At 68.4% G+C, this 20498-nt stretch carries 10 protein-coding genes and 3 pseudogenes; 4 read left to right on the top strand and 9 right to left on the bottom strand.

Translation table 11 applies throughout. The annotated features are described in order from the left end of the window. Positions 1-666: 666 nt before the first annotated feature. Positions 667-2715: an alpha-L-fucosidase gene (locus SCAB_RS00290; protein WP_028796820.1), complete on the bottom strand. Its 2049-nt coding sequence runs from the start codon at positions 2713-2715 to the stop codon at positions 667-669. A 1438-nt stretch (positions 2716-4153) separates the two neighbouring features. On the opposite strand from SCAB_RS00290, the gene SCAB_RS00285 reads away from it, so the two are divergent. After that, positions 4154-5128 carry an alpha/beta hydrolase gene (locus tag SCAB_RS00285; protein ID WP_005476706.1) on the top strand — a complete coding sequence of 325 codons (975 nt, stop codon included), beginning with the start codon at positions 4154-4156 and terminating at the stop codon, positions 5126-5128. 249 nt (positions 5129-5377) lie between these two features. Continuing rightward, positions 5378-6511, top strand: a complete 1134-nt coding sequence (locus SCAB_RS00280; RefSeq protein ID WP_005476707.1) for a helix-turn-helix domain-containing protein — start codon at positions 5378-5380, stop codon at positions 6509-6511. Between the two features lie 141 nt (positions 6512-6652). Here the strand turns inward: SCAB_RS00280 and SCAB_RS44160 are convergent. The 7 genes and pseudogenes from SCAB_RS44160 to SCAB_RS00255 form a co-directional block, all read right to left on the bottom strand. Then, a pseudogene (locus tag SCAB_RS44160) lies at positions 6653-6899 on the bottom strand (AbfB domain-containing protein); the annotation flags it as partial. A gap of 263 nt (positions 6900-7162) precedes the next feature. After that, positions 7163-9880, bottom strand: a complete 2718-nt coding sequence (locus tag SCAB_RS00275; RefSeq protein ID WP_231884875.1) for a BNR repeat-containing protein — start codon at positions 9878-9880, stop codon at positions 7163-7165. Between the two features lie 990 nt (positions 9881-10870). After that, positions 10871-11026, bottom strand: a complete 156-nt coding sequence (locus tag SCAB_RS47620; RefSeq protein ID WP_005476711.1) for a hypothetical protein — start codon at positions 11024-11026, stop codon at positions 10871-10873. Then, positions 11011-13545 (bottom strand): glycosyl hydrolase family 95 catalytic domain-containing protein, encoded by a 2535-nt coding sequence (locus tag SCAB_RS00270; RefSeq protein ID WP_012998038.1) that lies wholly within the window; start codon positions 13543-13545, stop codon positions 11011-11013. The genes SCAB_RS47620 and SCAB_RS00270 overlap by 16 nt, the downstream gene beginning before the upstream one ends. Then, positions 13542-14378, bottom strand: a complete 837-nt coding sequence (locus tag SCAB_RS00265) for a carbohydrate ABC transporter permease (protein WP_020114916.1) — start codon at positions 14376-14378, stop codon at positions 13542-13544. Before SCAB_RS00265 ends, SCAB_RS00270 begins: the two co-directional genes overlap by 4 nt. After that, positions 14378-15391 (bottom strand): carbohydrate ABC transporter permease, encoded by a 1014-nt coding sequence (locus tag SCAB_RS00260; RefSeq protein ID WP_231884873.1) that lies wholly within the window; start codon positions 15389-15391, stop codon positions 14378-14380. Before SCAB_RS00260 ends, SCAB_RS00265 begins: the two co-directional genes overlap by 1 nt. Before the next feature lie 42 nt (positions 15392-15433). Further along, positions 15434-16801: an ABC transporter substrate-binding protein gene (locus SCAB_RS00255; RefSeq protein WP_005476718.1), complete on the bottom strand. Its 1368-nt coding sequence runs from the start codon at positions 16799-16801 to the stop codon at positions 15434-15436. An 892-nt stretch (positions 16802-17693) separates the two neighbouring features. Between SCAB_RS00255 and SCAB_RS44155 the strand changes: the two are divergent. Continuing rightward, positions 17694-18430 (top strand): annotated as a pseudogene (locus tag SCAB_RS44155) (enolase C-terminal domain-like protein); the annotation flags it as partial. 4 nt (positions 18431-18434) lie between these two features. On the opposite strand, the pseudogene SCAB_RS44150 reads toward SCAB_RS44155, so the two are convergent. Continuing rightward, positions 18435-18935: pseudogene (locus SCAB_RS44150) on the bottom strand (IS5 family transposase); the annotation flags it as partial. 702 nt (positions 18936-19637) lie between these two features. Here SCAB_RS44150 and SCAB_RS00245 point away from each other — a divergent pair. Next, positions 19638-20489, top strand: coding sequence for a fumarylacetoacetate hydrolase family protein (locus tag SCAB_RS00245; RefSeq protein ID WP_005476723.1), 852 nt, complete (start codon positions 19638-19640; stop codon positions 20487-20489). The last annotated feature ends 9 nt before the right edge of the window (positions 20490-20498 follow it).

The following is a 20498-nucleotide window of genomic DNA, read 5'->3' as shown; positions in this document are numbered from 1 at the left end:
GCCTTGCCGCTGTGCCGGGCGACCAGCCGGTGGCGTCGCCGGGCAGCGTGGTGGACAGCAGTGCCGGCTGGCCGTCCGGCCGCCGATCCTCACGCCGCCCATGTTCGCGTAGCCGCCGGTGGCCGAGTTGGCCCGGATCCGTACGAAGCCCACGTTCCGGGCGGGCCGTTCGGCCACCTTGGTGGCGCGGTCGCCGGCCCAGGTGCCGGTGGCGACCTGGGTGAAGTTCGTGCCGTCGGTGCTGGTGGAGATGCACGAGATACGCCCAGGATGCCACCTTCCACAAGACCGCCGGGCTGGAGATGCGGGCGATGGAGGGCGCGCCGTCCTTCCTGCCCTCGCAGGAGCTCCCGGACGTCCAGTACGCCGCCTTCGCCCGCTCCCTGGACCTGACCGGCATCCGCGCGGTGAAGCCCGAGGACGTCGAGGCCGGCCGGCGCGCGGGCCTGGAGGCGGGCGGCCCCGCGGTGATCGAGTTCCTGACGGACCCGGCGGTCCCGCCGCACGCGACCCGGCAGCAGATGGAGACCACCGCCGAGTCGATCCTGAAGGGCGACGCGGACCGGGGGCCGATGGTGCGGCAGGGCTTCAAGTCGAAGGTGCAGGAGTTCTGCCGGGGCGCGAGAAGAAGTGACGCGACGCCACATGCAAGCGGGAGACTGTGGGTCAAGCCCCGAACGTCCACAGCAGGTTGGTGTGCTGCTGCCACGTCCACTGCTTGGCCACGGCGCCTGCGGCGACCATGCCGCCACCGTCGAGGACCAGTCCCGTGCTGCGGTTGGCGATCGAGTACTGGCCTTGGCCGCGGTGGGTGATGCGCCACTGCTGGGTGTTACTGCCGTCCCAGGCCTTCTGCCGGGCCGGGTCGCCGTTGCTGGTAGCGCCCCAGCCGTCGGCGACCATGCCGTTGGTGCGGTTGACGAGCCTGTAGTAGCCGTTGCCGAGTTCGATTGCCTGCCACTGGAGATTGGCGTGGTCTATCGACTCCCACTGCTTCAGGTTGGAGCCGCTGGCGACATTGCCGCCGCTGTCCAGCGCCCAGTGGTTCGTGACATTGTTCAGGCGGAAGTACTTGTCGGGCCTGAACGTCACCTTCAGTGATCTGATCACGTCATTGTTGCCGGTCACCCCGAGATCGGGAGTGTTCGAGGTGAACGTCCAGGCGGTGCCGGTGAAGTTGTCGCCGGAGTAGCCCGTCACCTGGTAACCGTCGGGCACCAGGATGGAAGAGGCCGCGGCGGGCGCCAGGCCGGCGGCGGACAGCTGGGAGGAGGTGTAGCTGCCCAGCGGCAGGACGGCGCGGGCGCCTTGATAGTCGACGTTCTGGAACACCGTCGCGGAAACCCTCACGGGCATGCCCTGGACCTCGACGCACACCACGGAGGCGTTGGCGTTCGGCGCGGTGGCCGGCACGGTGACGTTGATCTGGTCGGTGACGGTGTACGGGAGCGAGACCGAGGGATTGTTCAGCAGATAGACGCGGCTGATCGTGTTGTCGATCACTGGGATCCGGAGCTGGCCGTTCGTGGGCCAGGTGAAGACATGGGCGAAGAGCTTGCCGCTTTTCTTGGTGACCCTCCCCCATGCGGGTTCGGTGGCGAACGGGCTGCCGCTGGTGCCGTGAATGCTGTCGCTGTACGTCGACATCCATGAGGCCAGGCCGTTCAGGACGGTCTGGGTTCCCGCTGTGACCGAGCCATCGCCCTTGGGGCCGATGTTCAACAGGAGGTTGCCGTCCCGGGAGACCACCGTGACGAGTTCCTGGACGACATCCTTGACGGATCTGTAGGAGTTCTCCCTCCCCGCTTGGTAACCCCAGGCGCCGTTCATGGTGGCGCACCGCTCCCACGGCCGGCCCATCGGCTCGGCGGGTATCCCGAACTCCGCGACCGCGTAGTCACCGAGCCCGTGGTCGCGCTTGACCCGTTCGTTGACGATGAGGCCGGGCTTGCGGGCGATCAGCCAGTTGTAGAGGTCGACGCCGTCCGATTCCAGCCACCAGTCCTCCAGGGTCGGGCTGGAGGGCTCGGCGAACCAGTCGCCGTCGAACCACAGCAGTGCCGGGTCGTAGCGGTCCAGCAGCTCCTGAAGCTGCGCCTTCATGTCGGCGATGTAGGCGGTGCGGGCGGCCTGCGACGACATCGTCGTAAGACCGCTCTCGTGCCGGTCGGTCTGGGAAGGGTGGTTCCAGTCGAGGATCGAGTAGTACAGGCAGAACTTGATCCCGCGGCTCTCGCACTCGGTCTTGAGGTTCATGAGCGGGTCGGTCTGGATGCCGTTGAAGTCGCGCAGGTTGTACAGCTTGGTGCCGGTGGTGTCGGTGAAGCCCGCCACGTCGGAGTTCCACATCGCGTAGCCCTCGTGGTGCTTGGCGGTGATCACGAGGTACTTCATGCCGGCGTTCTTGGCCAGCTCGGCGATGGTGGCGGCGTTGAACTGGGTCGGGTTGAAGTTCTGGGTGACCTGGTTCTGGTAGTTCGCCTTGCTCCACTGCTGGCTGTCGAACGCCCACTCGCCCTGGCCGAGGTAAGAGTAGGACCCGAAGTGGATGAACATCCCGAACCGGGCCTGGTACCACCAGTCCATCTTCGAGGGGACGGTGTACGCCTCGGCGGTGGCGGGCCACAGGGCCTGCGGCAGTCCGAAGGCCGCCACTCCTCCGGCAAGGGCGGCGGCCTTCATCAGAGAGCGTCTGCTGAGGGGAGCTGAGGACATGGTGCGGCTCCATGTGTCAGGGAGAGGGAAGGCAGGCGTTACGAGCGGACGGCTTGGGCGCTCCACTCCGCGTCACACCCGAGGAGTCATCGGATTGATTTATATGAGTACGGCGGTGGCCGCGTCTAGGGGCAAGACGATAATCCCTGGCAGCAATGGGCCTCTGAAGGGTTCCGAAGAGGGAGGGAGCGCCGAGGTTGGGCTATACATCGGATCTCTTCAGGAGGTACAGGCCAAGGGCGGCCCGCGCGAACGGGACGAGACAAGCAGGTGGTCGCCGCGGTGAGCGTGGCCGCCCCGGCCTGCCGTCTCCATCCGGAGGCGGAGACGGAGAGATCACCCAAAGGTCCTGACCACAGCAGCGACCGTACGGCGGTCGCCGCGGGGTGACCCCGCCCACGCTGCCGGCGCACTGCCCGAGCCGCGCCCTGTCCCGCGACGTGGGCCAAGCCACGCGTCAGGGGTGGTGAGGCCAACCTGCGCGGTTCTTCGCCGAACAGGCGGCACGAGCCGCGACATGGCGCAAGGTCGGCCACACGAACACGGTCGGCACGGCCGCGGTCGGGGCACGGCGCCGCCCGCCATGCGCTCGACAACCTCTCGGCTCATCGGTGGCGAGGCCATGTCCTCATTGAGGATTATCCATCCTGAAGTGGTTGGTCGCGGGTCTGGTGTGGGCTGCGGATGGCGTTCTCGTGCAGGTGGAGTTCTTGATCGTGCCGGGGTGATCGTCTGTCAAGTCACTGGGTTCTTCCGGATTCGCTGACACCTTCGGTAACCGTTCCCCCGCTGGCAAGGGACACCGAGCGCGTCTTTGACTTGCTGGAACACGGCAACGGTTATGTGAAGGGACACTGACGTGCGTGCACGGGGCATCAACTACGACACTGGGTTCCTCCCTGGGGAGGAAATTAGCGTCGGAGACCTTCAGGTCGCGGCTGGAGGTCGTGCATCGCCTGGTGCCGCGGGGCGTGGCGGCTGAGCAGGGTGGCGTACTCGGCCGTGAGGCCCGCGAGAGTGGCCTGTGGGGGACTGGGGGTTCCGGTCGGTGGGCGTCTCGCATCGGCCGGGCTTGGTCAGCAGCACGTTGATGGCCCTGGCGACCACGAGGGTCTGCCCGCTGGCGGTGACCGATGTGCTGCTGGCGGAGGTGACGACGCGGGTGACGCCTTCGTAGCCGTATGCGCCGTACCTGAACCTGGGCGGCACCTCCGGGGAATCGCGCCCCGGTCCTCTGCGAAACATGGCATGTCTACGGCAGAACGAATAGGTACTTTGATGAGCGAAACGGCCTCTTCATCTCCCGAGATGAGCGCTTTCATCCGCGCTACCCGCCAAACGGCGGGCAAGTCCCGCCGTACGGCGGCGTGCCGGAGCCCGGCGTACGCGCGGATCATCGCCGTACGATCCGCCACACGCAGCATGAGGAGCACAGGCAATGACGCTCACGCCGCCCCCGTTCGACCCGGAACTCGCCGCCGCCCTGGAGATGATCAAGGACACGTTGCTGACCCAGCTGACCATGGACGAGATCGAAGCCACCCGTAACGGTCCCGGTATAGAGATGTGGGCGGACATGGACCTGACCTTGGGCGGGGCGTTCGAGGTCGAGGACCGGGTCGTGCCGGGTCCCGAGAACGCGCCCGACATCTCGCTGCTGATCTGCCGGCCGGTCGATCCGGCGACGGACGGTCCGCTGCCCGTGATCTACCACGTCCACGGCGGCGGCATGGTGCTCGGCAACAACCGCGTCGGCGTGGACGCCCCGCTGCGCTGGGCCAATGAGCTGGGCGCGGTCGTGGTGTCCGTCGAGTACCGCCTGGCACCGGAGAACCCGTACCCGGCGCCCATCGACGACGTGTACGCCGGGCTGCTGTGGATCGCCGACCACGCCGAGGAGATCGGCGCCGACGCCGAGCGGATCGTCATCACGGGGGCCAGCGCGGGCGGTGGCCTGACGGCCGCGCTGGCCCTGCTCCTCAGGGACCGCAAGGGTCCGCGCCCCGTCGGCCAGATGCTGATGTGCCCGATGCTCGACGACCGCAACGACACCCCCTCCGTGTACCAGATGGAGGGCCTCGGCGCGTGGGACCGCACGGCCAACGACACCGGCTGGACCGCGCTGCTGGGTGAGCGGCGCGGCGGCCCGGATGTCTCCCCGTACGCCGCCCCGGCCCGCGCGGACGACCTGACCGGGCTGCCCCCGGCCTTCCTCGACGTCGGCTCCGCCGAAACGTTCCGCGACGAAGTGGTCGCCTACGCCACCCGCCTGTGGCAGGCCGGCGGTGCCGCCGAGCTGCACGTGTGGCCGGGCGGCTTCCACGGCTTCGAAAGCTTCGCCCCCCAGGCGGTCCTCTCCCAGGCATGCCAGGCGGCCCAGGTGGCGTGGCTGCGCAGGCTCCTCGCAGAGTGACGGGGCTGGGTACCGGGGGGTGTGGCTGACGCGCGGCTGCCACCGCGCACCCGCCTGCCCACGCGTGGTGGGGGAGGCGGTTTCTTTCGCCGCGGGTTGCGCAGGGGGTTGGTCGCGTAGTTCCCCGCGCCCCTTCAGGGGCGCGTACGCGGCGGTCGCGCGGGGGAGGCGGCCCGTGCCGCACTCCCCCGCGCGACCTGTGAGCGTACACACTCCACGAAACGTGGCCCCTTGGCGCACCATGGGGCCATGAAAGAGCTGGCGGGGCGGCTGACCGCACTGGATCCGGATGCCGGCGCCGCCGTCCGGGTCATCGCCTACTTCGACCGGCTGGCCGAGCACCGGGCCGGTCTTGAGGCGATGGTGCGCGGGGTCGCCGTGCTGGCCGGGTGTCCGGCGCGGCTCGCCGACGCCGGGCGGCGGGTACGTCTGCGGGTCGAGACCGACGGGCACCGCCGGGACACGGACCAGTCTCCCGACCCCGCGTGGCCGTCCGCCGCGCTGTCGCCGGACGGTGCCCCGGCGCTGTGGCTGGAGCGGGCGGGGGCACCCAGCGTCGTCGACGCGGTGACCCTCGAACGGGCGGCGGCTGCCATCCGCGTCGTCCTCGACCGCACCCGTGGCCGCGCACCGACGGCCCACGCCGACGACCCGGCGCTCGTGGAAACCCTCCTCGACGCCACCGCACCCGAGCAGGTACGGCTGCACGCGGCCCGGCAACTGGGCCTGGACCCGGCCACCCGGGCCCGCGTGGCCGCGCCGTTCGACGGCCCGCCCCGCATCGTGAACGCCTCCGCCCGGCGTGGACCGATCCACCCGCACGCCCGGCCGTCCACCCCCGGGCCGGCACCGGTACCGGCCCGGGGCACCGCACCGACCCACGCCGGACCCGCCACCGCGGACCCGGGACCGGCGCACCTCGACGCCGGATCCGCCGGCACCGCCCTCCCACCGGGCCGGGTCGGTGTCGGCCCCGCCGTGCCCCTGCTCGAACTGCCGGACTCCTGGGCCGCCGCCCGCACCGCGCTCCGTTTCACCGCCGACGGCACCCCGCACGACCCCGGACCCCGGGTCGTGTACGCCGATGAGCTCGGCGGTATCGGGCTGCTCGCCGAGCTTGTCGTGCCGGGGGCCGATCCGCCGCCCGATGTGCGGGCGCTGGATGCGGCGGTCGCGGACGCGCCCTGGATGCTGACGACGTTGCACGCGGTCGCCTCGACGGCGAGCCTGCGGGCAGCCGCCGTCGAGGTCAACGTCCACCACTCCACGCTCCAGGACCGGTTGGGCCACGCCGAGGCGCTGCTCGGGTGGGCCGTCCGTACCCCACAGGGCCGACTCAGGCTGCAACTGGCCCTGGCCATGCGGCATTTGGGGCGCGCATAGGGGAGATGCAGGCGAGGTACAGGGGAGGTGACCCATACCAGGCGGTCACCGGACGGTCCGGTGAAAGCCTTCGGTCAGGGCCGCAGGTCTTCCGGGTGGTACAGCGCTTCGTCCAGGGGGTGCGGAAATCCGTCTTCCTTAGTTGTAGTGGCGCAGGAAGTAGCCCGGGTAGTTGTACGACTCGAAGCGAACCGAGCCCGACGCCGTGCCCGTCCGGGCGATGAACGTGGCGTCCTTCGCGAAGGTCGACGTACCGGCGAAGGTAGTTGCCGGAGCTGTCGCGGAACGAGTAGCCGCCCGCGTCGGCCAGTCCGGCGACGGCCGTGAAGGTGGACGCCTGTTTGACCGCGGTGGTGCTGGAAGTGCTCACCACGGGGAGGTTGATCAAGGGGCAAGGCCCACGTTCGGCGAGGCCTCCAGTCCAATGCGGCCCCCTGCACCGACAGCTTCCTCGTTCTGAACCGGTCTATCGCTGTGTCTGCCTGGTCCCCGCAGTGCACGGCGGCCTTCGCCCTGATCCTGTGTTCCAGGTCTGGAAACACAGGATCGGTACGAAGGCCGCAGACGTGTGTGTGCTGGTGCTGGCGCTCAGCGAGACGGGTTCGCCTGAGCTCGCCCTGCAGAACCGACGTTGCGGAGAGCAGCCGCCTTCTACCCCGCGGACGGCGGGCCCAGGAGCACCACCTCCAGCGCACTTCCCTCCGCAGGCCAGTCCGTGCGCGGCTTGTCCTGGTTTGCTGGCAGGGATTCCCAGCGGAGATAGTAGGTGCCGGTGTCGTTGCGGCCGGCCAGGTCGGTCTGCAGTCGCACCGCCAGGCCAGGGTAGGTGCCGCGCACATCCGTGATCTCGGCGGGCAGCGCCGGGGTCGCGGCCTCCGCCACGGGGTGCAGGCCACCGTCGATGACGATGCTCCGCGGTTCACCCGAGCAAGTGAAGTCGACGCGGATGTTGCCATCCTCCATCACCTCGGAGCCGAGCATGGACACTGTGAAGACGAGGCTGCCGCCACCGCCGAACCTCCAGCGGCCCTTCCAGTCGCTGACTTGGTGGATGTCCCACGCGCCTGATCCGTCGGGGCGCGCGACGTAGATCTGGGAGTTCCCGTCACCGTCGTACTTGTGATAGCTGATGATCGGAGTGCCCTCGGCGTCGAAGCCGAGCTTCGCGTTGCCGTTGAGCAGACCGCCGCCGTTGGGCACCGGGTCGATCACATCCGCCTCGCCGTACCGGAACGGGGTCGTCAGCGCAGTGCCGGCACTGTCGAACCAGTCGACGAGGTTCCTGCTCTTGGCGTAGCTCAGCCGACTGTTGGTCGCGGCGTCACCAGTGTCACGCCAGACCCAGATCATGTGGAACCATCCGTCTGGTCCGAGGGCGGGGTTCTCGAAGTAGGCGTTCCACGTCCCGCTCGGATTGTCGTCGGATCCCTCGCCGTCGAAGAGCGGCTCGTCGACCAGCCGCGACCAGGCGGAGGAGGCCTCGTCATACACGTTGAAGTAGGTCACGCCGTCACCTGACCCACCATTGCGATGGCTGAAGACGAGACTGCCGTCCTGGCGGTTGACGAACTCCGGATAGGTCACCGAGTTCTCGGTCGACGCATCGATCATCGTGGTCACCCGGGTCAGCGACGTCACGTCGCCGGGCACGGTGGTGCGGAAGTACACCAGCGCCACGTTGTGCATGTTGCCGGACACATGGAGGTTGCCGTCGCGGTCCAGTCCCATCGAGACGTAGTTGTGGCTGTCCCAGCCCAACGTCGAGGGGAGCACCTTTGTGGTCCAGCTGTCGTCCGAGAGGCTGCGGTGCGCGATCGTCATCCGGCGTGCGTCGTCGTAGTAGGCCACGTACTGATCGTCATTGTGTGTCAGTACCCGTTGCGTCACCGGCATGCCGGCCCACGTCGTGTCCACCGGGATCGTCTGGAGCACCTGCTGCTGGGCATCGGGGAAGTCGTAGGAGCCCTTGTCCACCGTGCAATCGAGCGTTCCCGGAGGTGAGATGGCCGGGGTGGAGGTCGTGAGGGAGAACGACTTCGCGCGCAGGTTGCCGGTGTTCGAGTAGAGGCCGGCGGAGCCGCCCACACGGGTCGGGTCGGTGGTGGGCAGCGTGTACGACGTGTCGACGAGGGTGGCCCCGGAGTCGCTGTTGCGCACCGAGACGGTGAAACGGGTCCCGGTGCGACCGAGGTTCAGTTCGAGAGATGTGCCGTAGGGCGCGTTCATGTTTCCCTGGGCCAACACGGTCGGTGTGGTGCTGGCCGCCATCTTCAGCAGCTGCCACTGCCCCGTGCGGGCCCCACCGGCGGTCGTCACGCGCAGGACGTAGTAGTCCAGCGAGGTCGTTCCCTGTACGTTCGCCGCGATACCGCTCCATTCCGCACCGGAAGGGGAGCTGCTGACGATCCTGATGTGAGCACTCACGGTGTACGAGCTACCGAGCTGGACCGGACGGTAGGTGGCGACAGCGTTCGTCGGGGTGGCAGCGGAGAGGGCTTCACCGGATGCGATCGACCACGTTCCTCGGTCGGAGGCCCAGTTCGCCCCGAGGGAGCCGTTGGCGCGTTCGAAGTCATCGGACCGCGTTGCCGTAGGTGTGATGGCCGGGGTGGAGGTCGTGAGGGAGAACGACTTCGCGCGCAGGTTGCCGGTGTTCGAGTAGAGGCCGGCGGAGCCGCCCACACGGGTCGGGTCGGTGGTGGGCAGCGTGTACGACGTGTCGACGAGGGTGGCCCCGGAGTCGCTGTTGCGCACCGAGACGGTGAAACGGGTCCCGGTGCGACCGAGGTTCAGTTCGAGAGATGTGCCGTAGGGCGCGTTCATGTTTCCCTGGGCGAGCACGGTCGGTGTGGTGCTGGCCGCCATCTTCAGCAGCTGCCACTGCCCCGTGCGGGCCCCACCGGCGGTCGTCACGCGCAGGACGTAGTAGTCCAGCGAGGTCGTTCCCTGTACGTTCGCCGCGATACCGCTCCATTCCGCACCGGAAGGCGAGCTGCTGACGATCCTGATCTGAGCACTCACGGTGTACGAGCTACCGAGCTGAACCGGACGGTAGGTGGCGACAGCGTTCGTCGGGGTGGCAGCGGAGAGGGCTTCACCGGATGCGATCGACCACGTTCCTCGGTCGGAGGCCCAGTTCGCCCCGAGGGAGCCGTTGGCGCGTTCGAAGTCATCGGTCCTGGTCACTTGGTCGACGGCCGACGCCGGAAAGGGCGCGGAAAGCGTGACCAGCATGCACGCCAGGGCGGCGGCACTGGCGATCAGCGTGGCCCGCAGCCGCGGCAGGAACCTTCGACGTCTTTGTGTCATGGGCATGATCGTTCCTTCTGTGTCGGTAGTACCTGACGTGAGACAGGGCTGCGGACGCATGGGCGAAGCCCGCCGCGGGTGACCGCCATGCCGCTGAGCGCCAGTTCGGCGGGTGATCGGCTCCGACAAGGCCTTCTCTTGGCAGTTCGCAGGACAGCACACGATGTCATGACTGGCCTTACAAACAGCATGTGTCGGCGGGGGTAACATAGGATGTATTACTGGGACACCATCGGTGGTCCGCCTAGGGCCTCGACAGAAATCGCCAGGTGAGCCCCGAGAGTGCAGCTGGCAGACGCGTCCGACCCCCAGGGCTAACTGCTCCGAACATAGGATATATTCAGCCGATAGGTCGGATTGCGCTCTCGCTTCACCGCCGTGCGCGTGCGGGCCCCGGGCAAGGCGGTCGACCGTCCGTCGCGGCCTGGGACTTGACCTTCCAGGGCCACTCTTGGCCGTGCCGGCACCACCCGTCCCCCTCGTGACCGCCGCCCCACACCTCCCTCACCGCTGAGTGATTGGCCGGGAACATGGTCCGGGCGGCCAATGAGGACATGGCCTCGCCACCGATGGGCCGAGAGGCCGTCGAGCGCATGGCGGGCGGCGCCGTGCCCCGACCGCGGCCGTGCCAACCGTGTTCGTGTGGCCGACCTTGCGCCATGTCGCGGCTCGTGCCGCCTGTTCGGCGAAGAACCGCGCAGGTTGGCAGGCGAGAAGGCAGGCCGGTTCCGATACCGCTATCGCTATCGCTGCATGCAGATGACATAGTGAATCGCGGATGCGGAGCCGTCCGCGACATGGGTGGGTCGGTAGGCTGCCTCGGTCCACGGTCGGCCACCTGACCCCCAAAACACCACCACGGACTCCGTGCAGCCGGACGCTTAGCCACGGCGATGCCCGCACGGCTGACCAGCGTGACGGCCTCAGCTGCATCGCGGCAGCAGCTGCTCCCCATCAGCCCAGGACGGGCCCCGGGTCGCCTCACGCGCCCGCATTCGTGACGGCGGGGGTACAGCGGCCCGCCAGAACTCCGGCCCGGCAGACGGCCGCTCAGCGCCACGGAGCCCCCTCCCCTCCGGCCTGGTTGTTGACGTAGTAGGTGCTGTTGGCCGCGGCCGCGCTGTCGGCACCGGCGAACAGCCCCGCAACCAGGGCGGCGGCCGCTCCGACGGCTGGGAGCTGGCGTGGTCTCAGGAAATCGCGCATGTGGTGGTTCCTTCGAGCTCGTCATTGAGGGACGGAACAGGTGAGATACGGACGACCGTCCCGGTCTGCACCGACAATCGGATCGGCCCGGGCGGATGGTGGATCGCGTGCGCTTCTTCGGTGCTGTACGCGGCCGGGTGGACGGTGCTCGGTCCGGACCACGGCGGCACGACCGTCAGTTCACGTTCGTGCCCTCCGGTCAGCTCGAGCCGGTCTGCCTCGCCGGGGCGCCGGGTGAAGGAAACCCGGTGACCCCCGCGAGTTCGCAGTTCGGTGAAGCTGACCGGGAGATCAAGGGGCCAGTTCGGCAGGATGCGGATCACGCCGTCGTGGCTCTGCAGCAGGCACTCGGAGATCACGGCGCCGGCCGCGAAGTTCTCGGTCCACACCCCCATGCGCGCCATGAAGTCGAAGGGTGTCGCGTCGTCGTACCGGCCGCCAGCGCACTGGACCCGTGCTGTCGCCGTGCCGTTGGGGATCGTGCAGTACCGGACGTGGCGCAGCCACCGCTCGAGGTCGAGCTGACCGAGCCGTGCCTCCTGCATGGCGACGAACACGAGGTCGTTGCCTCCCTCGGTGCGCTGGCGGCGGACCGTACGGCGGGCGATGTCGACCTGGTCGGCCGGTGACGAGAGCGAGACGGCTTCGCACGGGAAGACCGCCATCGCCGCGGCCGGGACGTTGTAGACGACGTCCGGGTCCTCGCCTGCGACGCTCACCCACACGGTGCCCTCGTCGGTCTCTGTCGTCGGCAGCGGGACAAGCTGGGACACCGCGGCGCGGGCGCGTTCCACGAGGTCTTCGGGCAGAGCGTCCCGTCCGGCGGTACGCAGCGCCTCGTCCGCGTCCACCAGTGCCTGGAAGGCGAAGGTGAAGAACACGATGTCGACGTGTCCGTCGACGTTGAGGCGCAGCCCGTCGGACAGGCCGTACACCTCCGGGACGACCGTGGGGTAGACGTGCAACCGTCCGTCGTCGCGGGCCAGGCGCTCGGTGCCCGCGTCGAGATAGTCGAGCAGGAACTGGGCGACGTCGACCAGGAAGGGTGCGATGCGGTCCGCCAGCAGGTCGACGTCACCGGTGTAGAGGTAGTGCCACCACAGGGTCTGCACCGCCCAGGCCGGGATGAACGCCTCCCACGCCCACTTCGGGCACAGGTAGGGCGCGAGCGTGGTCTCCAGCGGCCAGCCGATCAGTGAGAAGGCCGCACCAGGCATGCCGTAGTACTGCTCTGCGGTACGCCGGGCCTGTGGCAGCAGCGAGTCCAGCAGATCCAGGTAGGGGTGGTGGAGGTCCTCGTGGCCGGTGACGAACAGGCCCCAGTACAGCTGTTGCACGTTGTAGTTGAAGTGGTAGTCGCCGTGGAAGCCGGAGCCGATGTCCCGGTAGGTCCACGGGCCGAACAGGCCGGGCGCGACACCGCCGTCCCGCAGCGCACAGCGCGTCCAGTACAGGTTGCGGTACCACAGCGCCTCGAGTTCGTGGCCACCGACGTCGATCGCCGAGCGGGCCCAGAAGTCGCGCCATGAGGCCGTCGTCGCCGACCTGGCCGTGTCCTGGTCACCCATCTCGACGGCGACCGGGGCGGCCGACAGCGCCGACAGTTCGTCTTGGGTCAGATCGATCCGCAGGTTGAGTTCGCGGGTCGGTGCGACATGCGTGGCGAGGGGGTCGAGAGCGACGCGTCGCCCCTTGAAACCGGCGACGGTTCCGGCCGTGAGTTCGGTGTCGGAGGTGAGCCCGAGCCGGAATGCCGGAGTGTCGGGCAGAGCCTCGCCGGTGACGGGCAGGCCCTGCACGAAGGCGAGGTGATGGGACGACTGCTCGTGGGTGAGGTGTTCGTTCGGCGTGAACGCCGACTTCGGGCGCGTGTAGGCGTTGCCCGCTTCGATGGGGTCGGCGGGCCCGTCCGCGCCGTCGTAACCGAGCGGGTCGGGGAGTACGCGCAGGCCCCGTACCGGCAGCGTCGCGGTACCGTGCGCCGACCAGCGCACCCACGCGGTGTCGGAATCCGCCGCGACGAAGATCTCGACCGTGGACGGAGCGCCGTCGATGGTGAGCTGCACGCTGCAGATCCCGGTGGCGATGTCGACGTGATAGCCGAGGACCTCGCAGCGCCGGGTGTCGAGGCTGAGCAGGACCGAGCCGCACGGAAACGGCTTGGGGTACGGCGCCCCGTAGCCCTCCTCGGTGTCGGCGAGGTACCGGGCGAACTCCTCGTCCTCGTCCGGGCGTCCGTGCCGGGCTGCCTCCTCGGCGGCGGTGAGCACCTTGGCGAACGTCCCCAACCGGTCCGGGTCGACGACCTGGGCCCGCTTGTCCCAGACGGCGTTGTGGCCGAGGTGGATCACGATGGCGTCCGGCCGCGGCACGACGACCGCCCCGAACTCCCCGTTGCCCAGCAGGGCGCCCTCGAAGAAATCGCCGGCGGCCGGCGTGCGGACGATGGGGTGGCGGCGGCTCACATCGAGGCCGTCGACCGCTTGTGACAGTGGCGCGTACAGGGGGTTGGTGGTCATTTGAACACTCCGCCGAGCGCGATGCCCTTGGTGACGTTCTTGTGGAAGACGAGGTACAGCAGGATGATCGGGATGGACGCCAGCGAGAGCCCGGCGAACAGCGCCCCCTGGTCGGTCGTGTACTGGCCCTGGAACGAGAGCAGACCGACCGGCACGGTCTGCGACTCACCGGACTGCAGCAGCACCACGCCGAGTTGTGTCTCGCCCCAGACGAACACGAGCGTGAGCATCGCCACCGCCGTCACCGCTCCCTTGGCGAGCGGGAGGACGATGCGGACGTACGTGCGCCAGGCCCCTGTGCCGTCGAGTGCGGCTGCCTCCAGCAGCTCGACCGGGAAGTCGACGAAGAACGAGTGCATGATCAGCACGGTGGTCGGCAGGGCCAGGGCGCCGTACGCGATGCCGATGACCACCGGCATGTTGAGCACGCCGAACGCGTTGAACGCCTGGTAGTAGGGAACGACCATCAGCACGATCGGCAGAACGGTCGACGACACGAACAGCCGGGTGAACCAGATGCGGCTGCGGTCGGACAGGTGCGTCGCGAAGTACGCCGCCGTCACTCCGGCCCCGAGGTTGAAGACGAGCGCGGTGACGGCCGCGATCAGACTGTTGCCGAAGTAGTTGGTCAGTCCGGCCGTCCCGGCCGAACCCTGCCAGGCCCGCGCGTAGTTGCCGGGCAGGATCTTTCCGGTGATACCGAGGCCGTTCAGGTAGATGTCCGCGTTGGACCTGACGCTGAGCAGCAGGATCAGCACGAACGGCACGACGGCGAGCAGCGTCCAGAGCACGAGGGCGGCCCGTGCGGTGCCTCGACCGAGCAGATTACGCATCACGCCTCCTTCGAGCGGCTGGCCCGTACGCCGACGAGGCCGACCGCGATGAGTACGACTGCCGAGAGCACGGCCAGTGCCGACGCCGGGCCGAACTGCCCCTTCAGCAGCGCCTCCCGGTAGATCCGCACCGGCAGGATCGAGGTCGCCGTGCCCGGACCGCCCTGCGTCATCGCCCACACGGTCGTGAATCCGTTGAACGCCCACATGAACTCGAGCAGGGCCGTCATGACGAACACCGGCCGGATCATCGGGAGAGTCATGCTGAAGAACTGTCGTGCCGTCGAGGCGCCGTCGATGCGCGCGGCCTCATAGATGGAGACGGGGACCTGTTCCATCGCCCCGAGCAGCAGCAGGAACGCGAAGCCGACGCCCGCCCACACGGTCACGAACACCACCGGCCAGACGGCCGTGGAGGCGTCACCCAGCCACGCGTGCGCGTTGCCGAGTCCGATGTGGCCGAGGACCTGGTTGACGCCGCCCGAGTGCGGCTGGAAACTCGCCGTCCAGAAGATCGACACGGCGGCCGCGGGCGCGACACCGGGCAGGAACCAGATGACCCGGTAGAAGCGCCCGCCCTTCACGCCGTGGCTGACCGCCGCGGCGAGAAGGCTGCTGATGACGATCGTCGCCACCGCCGACGCGGCGGCGTACACGAGAGTGACGCCCAGCGACTGGTAGGTGTCCGAACTCTTGAGAACAGTGCGGTAGTTGTCCAGCCCCACGGAGTGCATGGGACCGAAGCCGACCCAGTCCGTGGTACTGATGCGTACCGTCTGGACGATCGCGCCGAGGACGAAGACGGCGAGCAGGACAAGCGCGGGCACCAGTGCCAGGCGGGTCACCAACGGTGAGGTGGTGGCCCTCGACCGGCGACCCGACCCCCTCCCGCCCGCGCCGGGACGCCTCGCGGATCGCGATCGCGCCCGGCTGGGCACGACGCCCGTGGACTTCGCGGCGTCGCCGGCGGCGGCCCCCGGGTCCGACGCCGTGATCACGGAATGCGTGCTCATACACCTCTCCTCGAACTGGGATACGGCTCGTTCACGGTCGGCTCAGCTCGCGGACTTGCGGAAGCTCAGCAGTTCGTCCTGCTGCTGCTGTGCCAGCGCGGACGGCGAAAGGCTGCCGGAGTACATCGCCTGGATCTTCGGGTCGATGAAGGTCTGCGCAAGCGCGTTCGGCACCACCGACGTCCAGCCGGCCGCACTGCCGTTCTTGGCGATGTCAGCCAGGATGCTGCGGGAATTCGCGTCCAACTTCGTGAAGGCCGAGGCGGGCAGGTCCTTAACCCCGGGGAGCAGATTGGCGGTGCCGACCACGCCCTCCGACTGCGCCTTCTCGGACATGACGAACTCGAGGAACTTCTTCGCCCACGCCTTGTGCTGCGCCCTCACCGGGATGCCCAGGGCGTCGCCGTAGTAGCCGGTCTGCGTGGTCTTCGTCCCGGCGTTGACCGGCGGCAGGAGCAGCCAGTCGGGCTTCACCGAGGTCTTCGCGGGCACGAAGTCGGCCGCCGTGAAGTTGCCGCCGAGGAACATTCCCGCCTTGCCCGCGAGGAACGGCGTCTCGGCGTCCTGGTACTTCTGACCGAGGAACCCGTCCTGGTAGACGCCCGACTTGCGGTAGTTCTTAAGCGTCGAGAGCACCTTGGTGAAGGCCGGGTCGGTGTACTTCGCGGTGACGGCGGTCTTGCTGTTGTAGGACGCCAGGTAGTTCTCGAGCTGCGCCGGCGACGCCGAGGTCGGCAGCAGGGCGTCGACCATCCAGCTGGCCTGATAGCCGGAGGCGCCGCCGAGCTGCAGCGGTGCGTACCCGGCCGACTTCAGCTTCTTGGCCGCGGCGATGAGGTCTTCCGGCGTCGCGAACCGGTGATCGGTCGGCACGGTCACGCCGGCTTTGGCGAAGGCTGCCGGGTTGTACCAGACGACGTTGTAGATGGCCTGGGAGAAGGCGACGACGTACGGCTTGCCGCCGACCTTCAGCGACCCGGAGACGCCGCTGCCGTAGCGCTTGGCGAGGTCACCGGAACTCCACACGTCACTGAGATCGGTCAGCCCGCCACGGCTGGTCAGAGCGGTGTAGGGCGACGAGCCGACCGGGACGAAGCCGACGTCGGGCGCGTTGGCCGAGCCCAGCACAGTGAGGTTCGAGCCGGCCTTCTGCTCCTGGCTGATCGTCTGCAGTTTGACCGTCACGTTCGGGTGCGCCTTGTGGAAGGCCTTGGCGAAGTAGCCGAACAAGGTCTCCTGCCCGGTCTGCTGCTGAACGGTCAGAGTGACCGGCGCCGAGCCCGTGGTGTCGCTCCCCTCACTCCCCGACGACGAACACGCCGCGGCAGAGGAGGTGAGAACGGCGACCGCGGACAGCGCCGTCAGGGCGCGAGGCAGCGGGTTTCGGCGTGCTTCATTGAAACGTCTCATGGTCGGGAAACCCCTCGATAGGGCGCGATTCGGATTCGCGAAGCCGGGTAAAACATCGGATCTACTCAGTCCCTGCGGCTAAGGCGTGAAACGTTACAACCGCGTTCCAGCAACGAGCAATGGCCGAAACAAGGTTGTTTTCTCCACCGTCAGGCCGAAAGCTTCCCCCAGCGATACGACTAGACATCCGATGCCTTGCCGGGGGCGACCTCAGGCGTGCAACCGTCTCACCACCGAGGGTCCTCCTCGGCTGCCTGTGGAGCGTGGCGTGACGTTACGAGCGCATTGCCACACTTGGCAAGAGTCTCATCCGATGTATGCGCAGGATCGTGACCGACGGCACGAACACCGAGATGGATCACCAGGATAAAACGCCCATCTGATCACTTTAGGGACCCGTCCTCGACCATAGACATCGGAGGACTGACTGCGCCAACGGGCCGGCGGTCGTACTGTCAGGCACCGCCGCAGAAAAATCATCCGAAGTATCGAGGGACGGGCCGCAAGGGACCGCGTCGAAGGCCGGCGCGCGCTCCCCGCCCGGTGACCTTCCCGGCCCCGTCCACACATCTGGGCGAGGGCGTCCGAAGCACGGGCCCAGGTCACTGTTTCTCGCCGACGGGGTCAACCGGCGTGGCCGGCACACGGCCGCACAGGAGGCTCCCCACGTGTGCTTCCGCCGGTGGCCTCAGGTACCCGGCTCAGCCGGACCCATCTGGCAGCGGGGTCGGTCCCGGCGATGCGGTGGCGGCTGCCGGCCCTGGCACTGTCCGTCAGGCTCACCGATCACGAAAGGCTCAGCGTGTCCTCAACAAGCGTCTCCCGGATCACCGGTCTCGACACGTACGACATACGGTTCCCCACGTCCCGGGAGCTGGACGGGTCGGATGCGATGAACACCGACCCCGACTACTCGGCCGCCTATCTCGTACTGCGGACGGACAGCGAAGACGGCCTGGAGGGCCACGGCTTCGCCTTCACCATCGGTCGTGGCAACGACGTGCAGGTCGCGGCGCTCGACGTCTTGCGAGCCCACGTCGTGGGCCGGTCCGTAGAGGATCTGTGCGATGACCCAGGCAGCCTCGCGCGCGACCTCACCGGCGACAGTCAACTGCGCTGGCTCGGTCCCGAAAAAGGTGTGATGCACATGGCCGTCGGCGCCGTCATCAACGCCGTATGGGACCTGGCCGCCAAGCGGGCCGACAAGCCCCTGTGGAAGTTCCTCGCCGACGCCGACCCCGAATGGCTCGCCGACCAGATCGACTACCGGTACATCACCGACGCACTCACCCGCCAGGAAGCAGTAACGATCCTGCAACGCGGCCGGGAAGGCCGTACCGCACGGGAAAGCGACCTCCTCGCCCACGGCTATCCCGCCTGTACCACCTCGCCCGGCTGGCTCGGCTACACCGACGAGAAGCTGACCCGCCTGGCACAGCGCGCGGTGGCCGACGGCTTCCGGCAGATCAAGCTCAAGGTCGGGGCCGATCTCGACGACGACATCCGGCGCTTCCGGGCTGCCCGTACCGCAGTCGGCCCGGCATCCGCATCGCCATGGACGCCAACCAGCGCTGGAACGTCGACGAAGCCATCACCTGGACCACCGCGCTGGCCGATTTTGACCCCTACCCTTGTCCAGCAAAGGCAGCAACTGTGTGACGTCGTTGCGGTTTCCGCCGGTCAGCGAGACTGCGAGCGGGATGCCCTGTCTGTCGGTGAGGACGTGGTGCTTGCTGCCCGGCCGTGCACGGTCGACCGGGCTGGGCCCGCTTTTGGGCCGCGCCGAGCTGCCCGGACGTGGGAGGAGTCGATCACCGCCCGCGACCAGTCCAGCTTCTTCGCGGCCCGCAGTTTCCTCAGCAGCACCAGGTGCAGTTCGTCCCACACGCCGGCCTCGTTCCACGCGGCCAGGCGCCGCCAGCACGTCATCCCCGACCCGAAAGCCCAGCTCCTGCGGCAGGTACTCCCACTGGATACCGGTGTGCAGCACGAACAGGATCCCGCACAACACCTGCCGGTCCGGCACCCGAGGCCTGCCCTCCACCAGCTTCGGACCAGGCTCGGGCAGCAACGGTTCGATGAGCGACCACAGTTCATCCGACACGATCCATGGCCGCGACTGTCGTTTCCCCACGAACGGGGCGAGGGGCGAGGTCGCCGGACGGGCAGCTGCCGATCCGGTGCGGACAATGCGCGGATCGTGCCCTGAGGGGTGGATGTGAGGGTCAGCCGGGGCCCGAGGGATGCGGAGGTGGAGCGACCGCACGGTTGTGAGCCGAACGGACGCACTGGATGGTGCAATCATTCCTCCGATGTATCTTGGGACTTCGAGGCCGCTACGACGGCGTTGCCGACGTTGACAAGGGTTCGCCGCCAGAGATTTGCGGGACGCCACGCCGTAGGGCGCCGAGGCGCCGTCCCGACCTCGGGACTCCGTACTGAGGCCCCGTACGACCTGCGGAGTTTCGGCCTTCGCGCGTGACGGGCGATGCGCTGCGGCAGCTCACATGGAGCCGCCGGTGCCGGCGAGGGCGGGAGCTGGGGTGGGCTCACTCCGAAGTCATCGGATGGCGGTTCGCGAGTCGACCTCGTGGCCATTCGTGCCGTGGTCCGTCTGCATGTGTGAGCGCTTGACTGGCATCGCCGACGAAATACATCCGAGGAATCCATTGTCAGGCGCGATCCCTGCATCTAAGGTCACTGTGCGCCATACATCCGATGACTGTGCTGCGGATGAGCGAAGCCCGCCGACAGGTCCGGCCCGGGCGCACCAGCGGCGGCCCAGCCCTACGGCCGACACCACTCAGACGAAGCCCGCATGGCAAGGGAGCCCCCAGTGAAACTGCTTCGAGTCGGCGCCCCCGGTGAGGAGCGTCCCGCGGTCCGTACCGACGACGGCCGGCTGCTGGACCTGTCCTCTGTGGCCCCTGACATCGACGGCGACTTCCTCGCCTCCGGGGGAGTGGACCGGGCCCGCGCGGCGGTCGAGGCGGGAGAGCTGCCCGTGCTCGACCCGGACGGTCTGCGCATCGGCGCGCCCGTCGCGCGTCCCGGCAAGATCATCTGCGTCGGGTTGAACTACCGCGACCACGCCGCCGAGACCGGCGCGGCGATCCCGCCCCGCCCCGTGGTCTTCATGAAGGACCCGGGCACGGTCGTCGGTCCGTACGACGAGGTGCTGATCCCGCGCGGCTCGGTGAAGACCGACTGGGAGGTCGAGCTGGCGGTCGTCATCGGACGGCGGGCCCGCTATCTGGAGGGCCCCGAGGAGGCGGCCGGGGTGATCGCGGGGTATGCGATCAGCCATGACGTCTCGGAGCGGGAGTTCCAGCTGGAGTACTCCTCGCAGTGGGACCTGGGCAAGTCCTGCGAGACGTTCAACCCGCTCGGGCCGTGGCTGGTGACCGCCGACGAGGTCGGCGATCCGCAGGACCTCGGCTTGCGCCTGAGCGTCAACGGCGTCAAGCGGCAGAACGGCCACACCGGCGAGATGATCTTCGGGGTCGACCACATCGTCTCGTACTTGAGCCAGTACTTGGTTCTGGAGCCCGGTGACGTGATCAACACCGGTACACCCGCGGGCGTGGCTCTGGGGCTTCCCGGCACTCCCTTCCTGCGCCCCGGCGACACCGTCGAGCTTTCCGTCGACGGCCTCGGCAGCCAGCGCCAGACCTTCGCCCAAGCGTGAAAGGCAGCA

Source organism: Streptomyces scabiei 87.22 (assembly GCF_000091305.1).
Taxonomy (GTDB): Bacteria; Actinomycetota; Actinomycetes; order Streptomycetales; family Streptomycetaceae; genus Streptomyces; species Streptomyces scabiei.
Note: the sequence above shows the minus strand (reverse complement) of the source record. Positions and strands in the feature narration are given on the sequence as shown.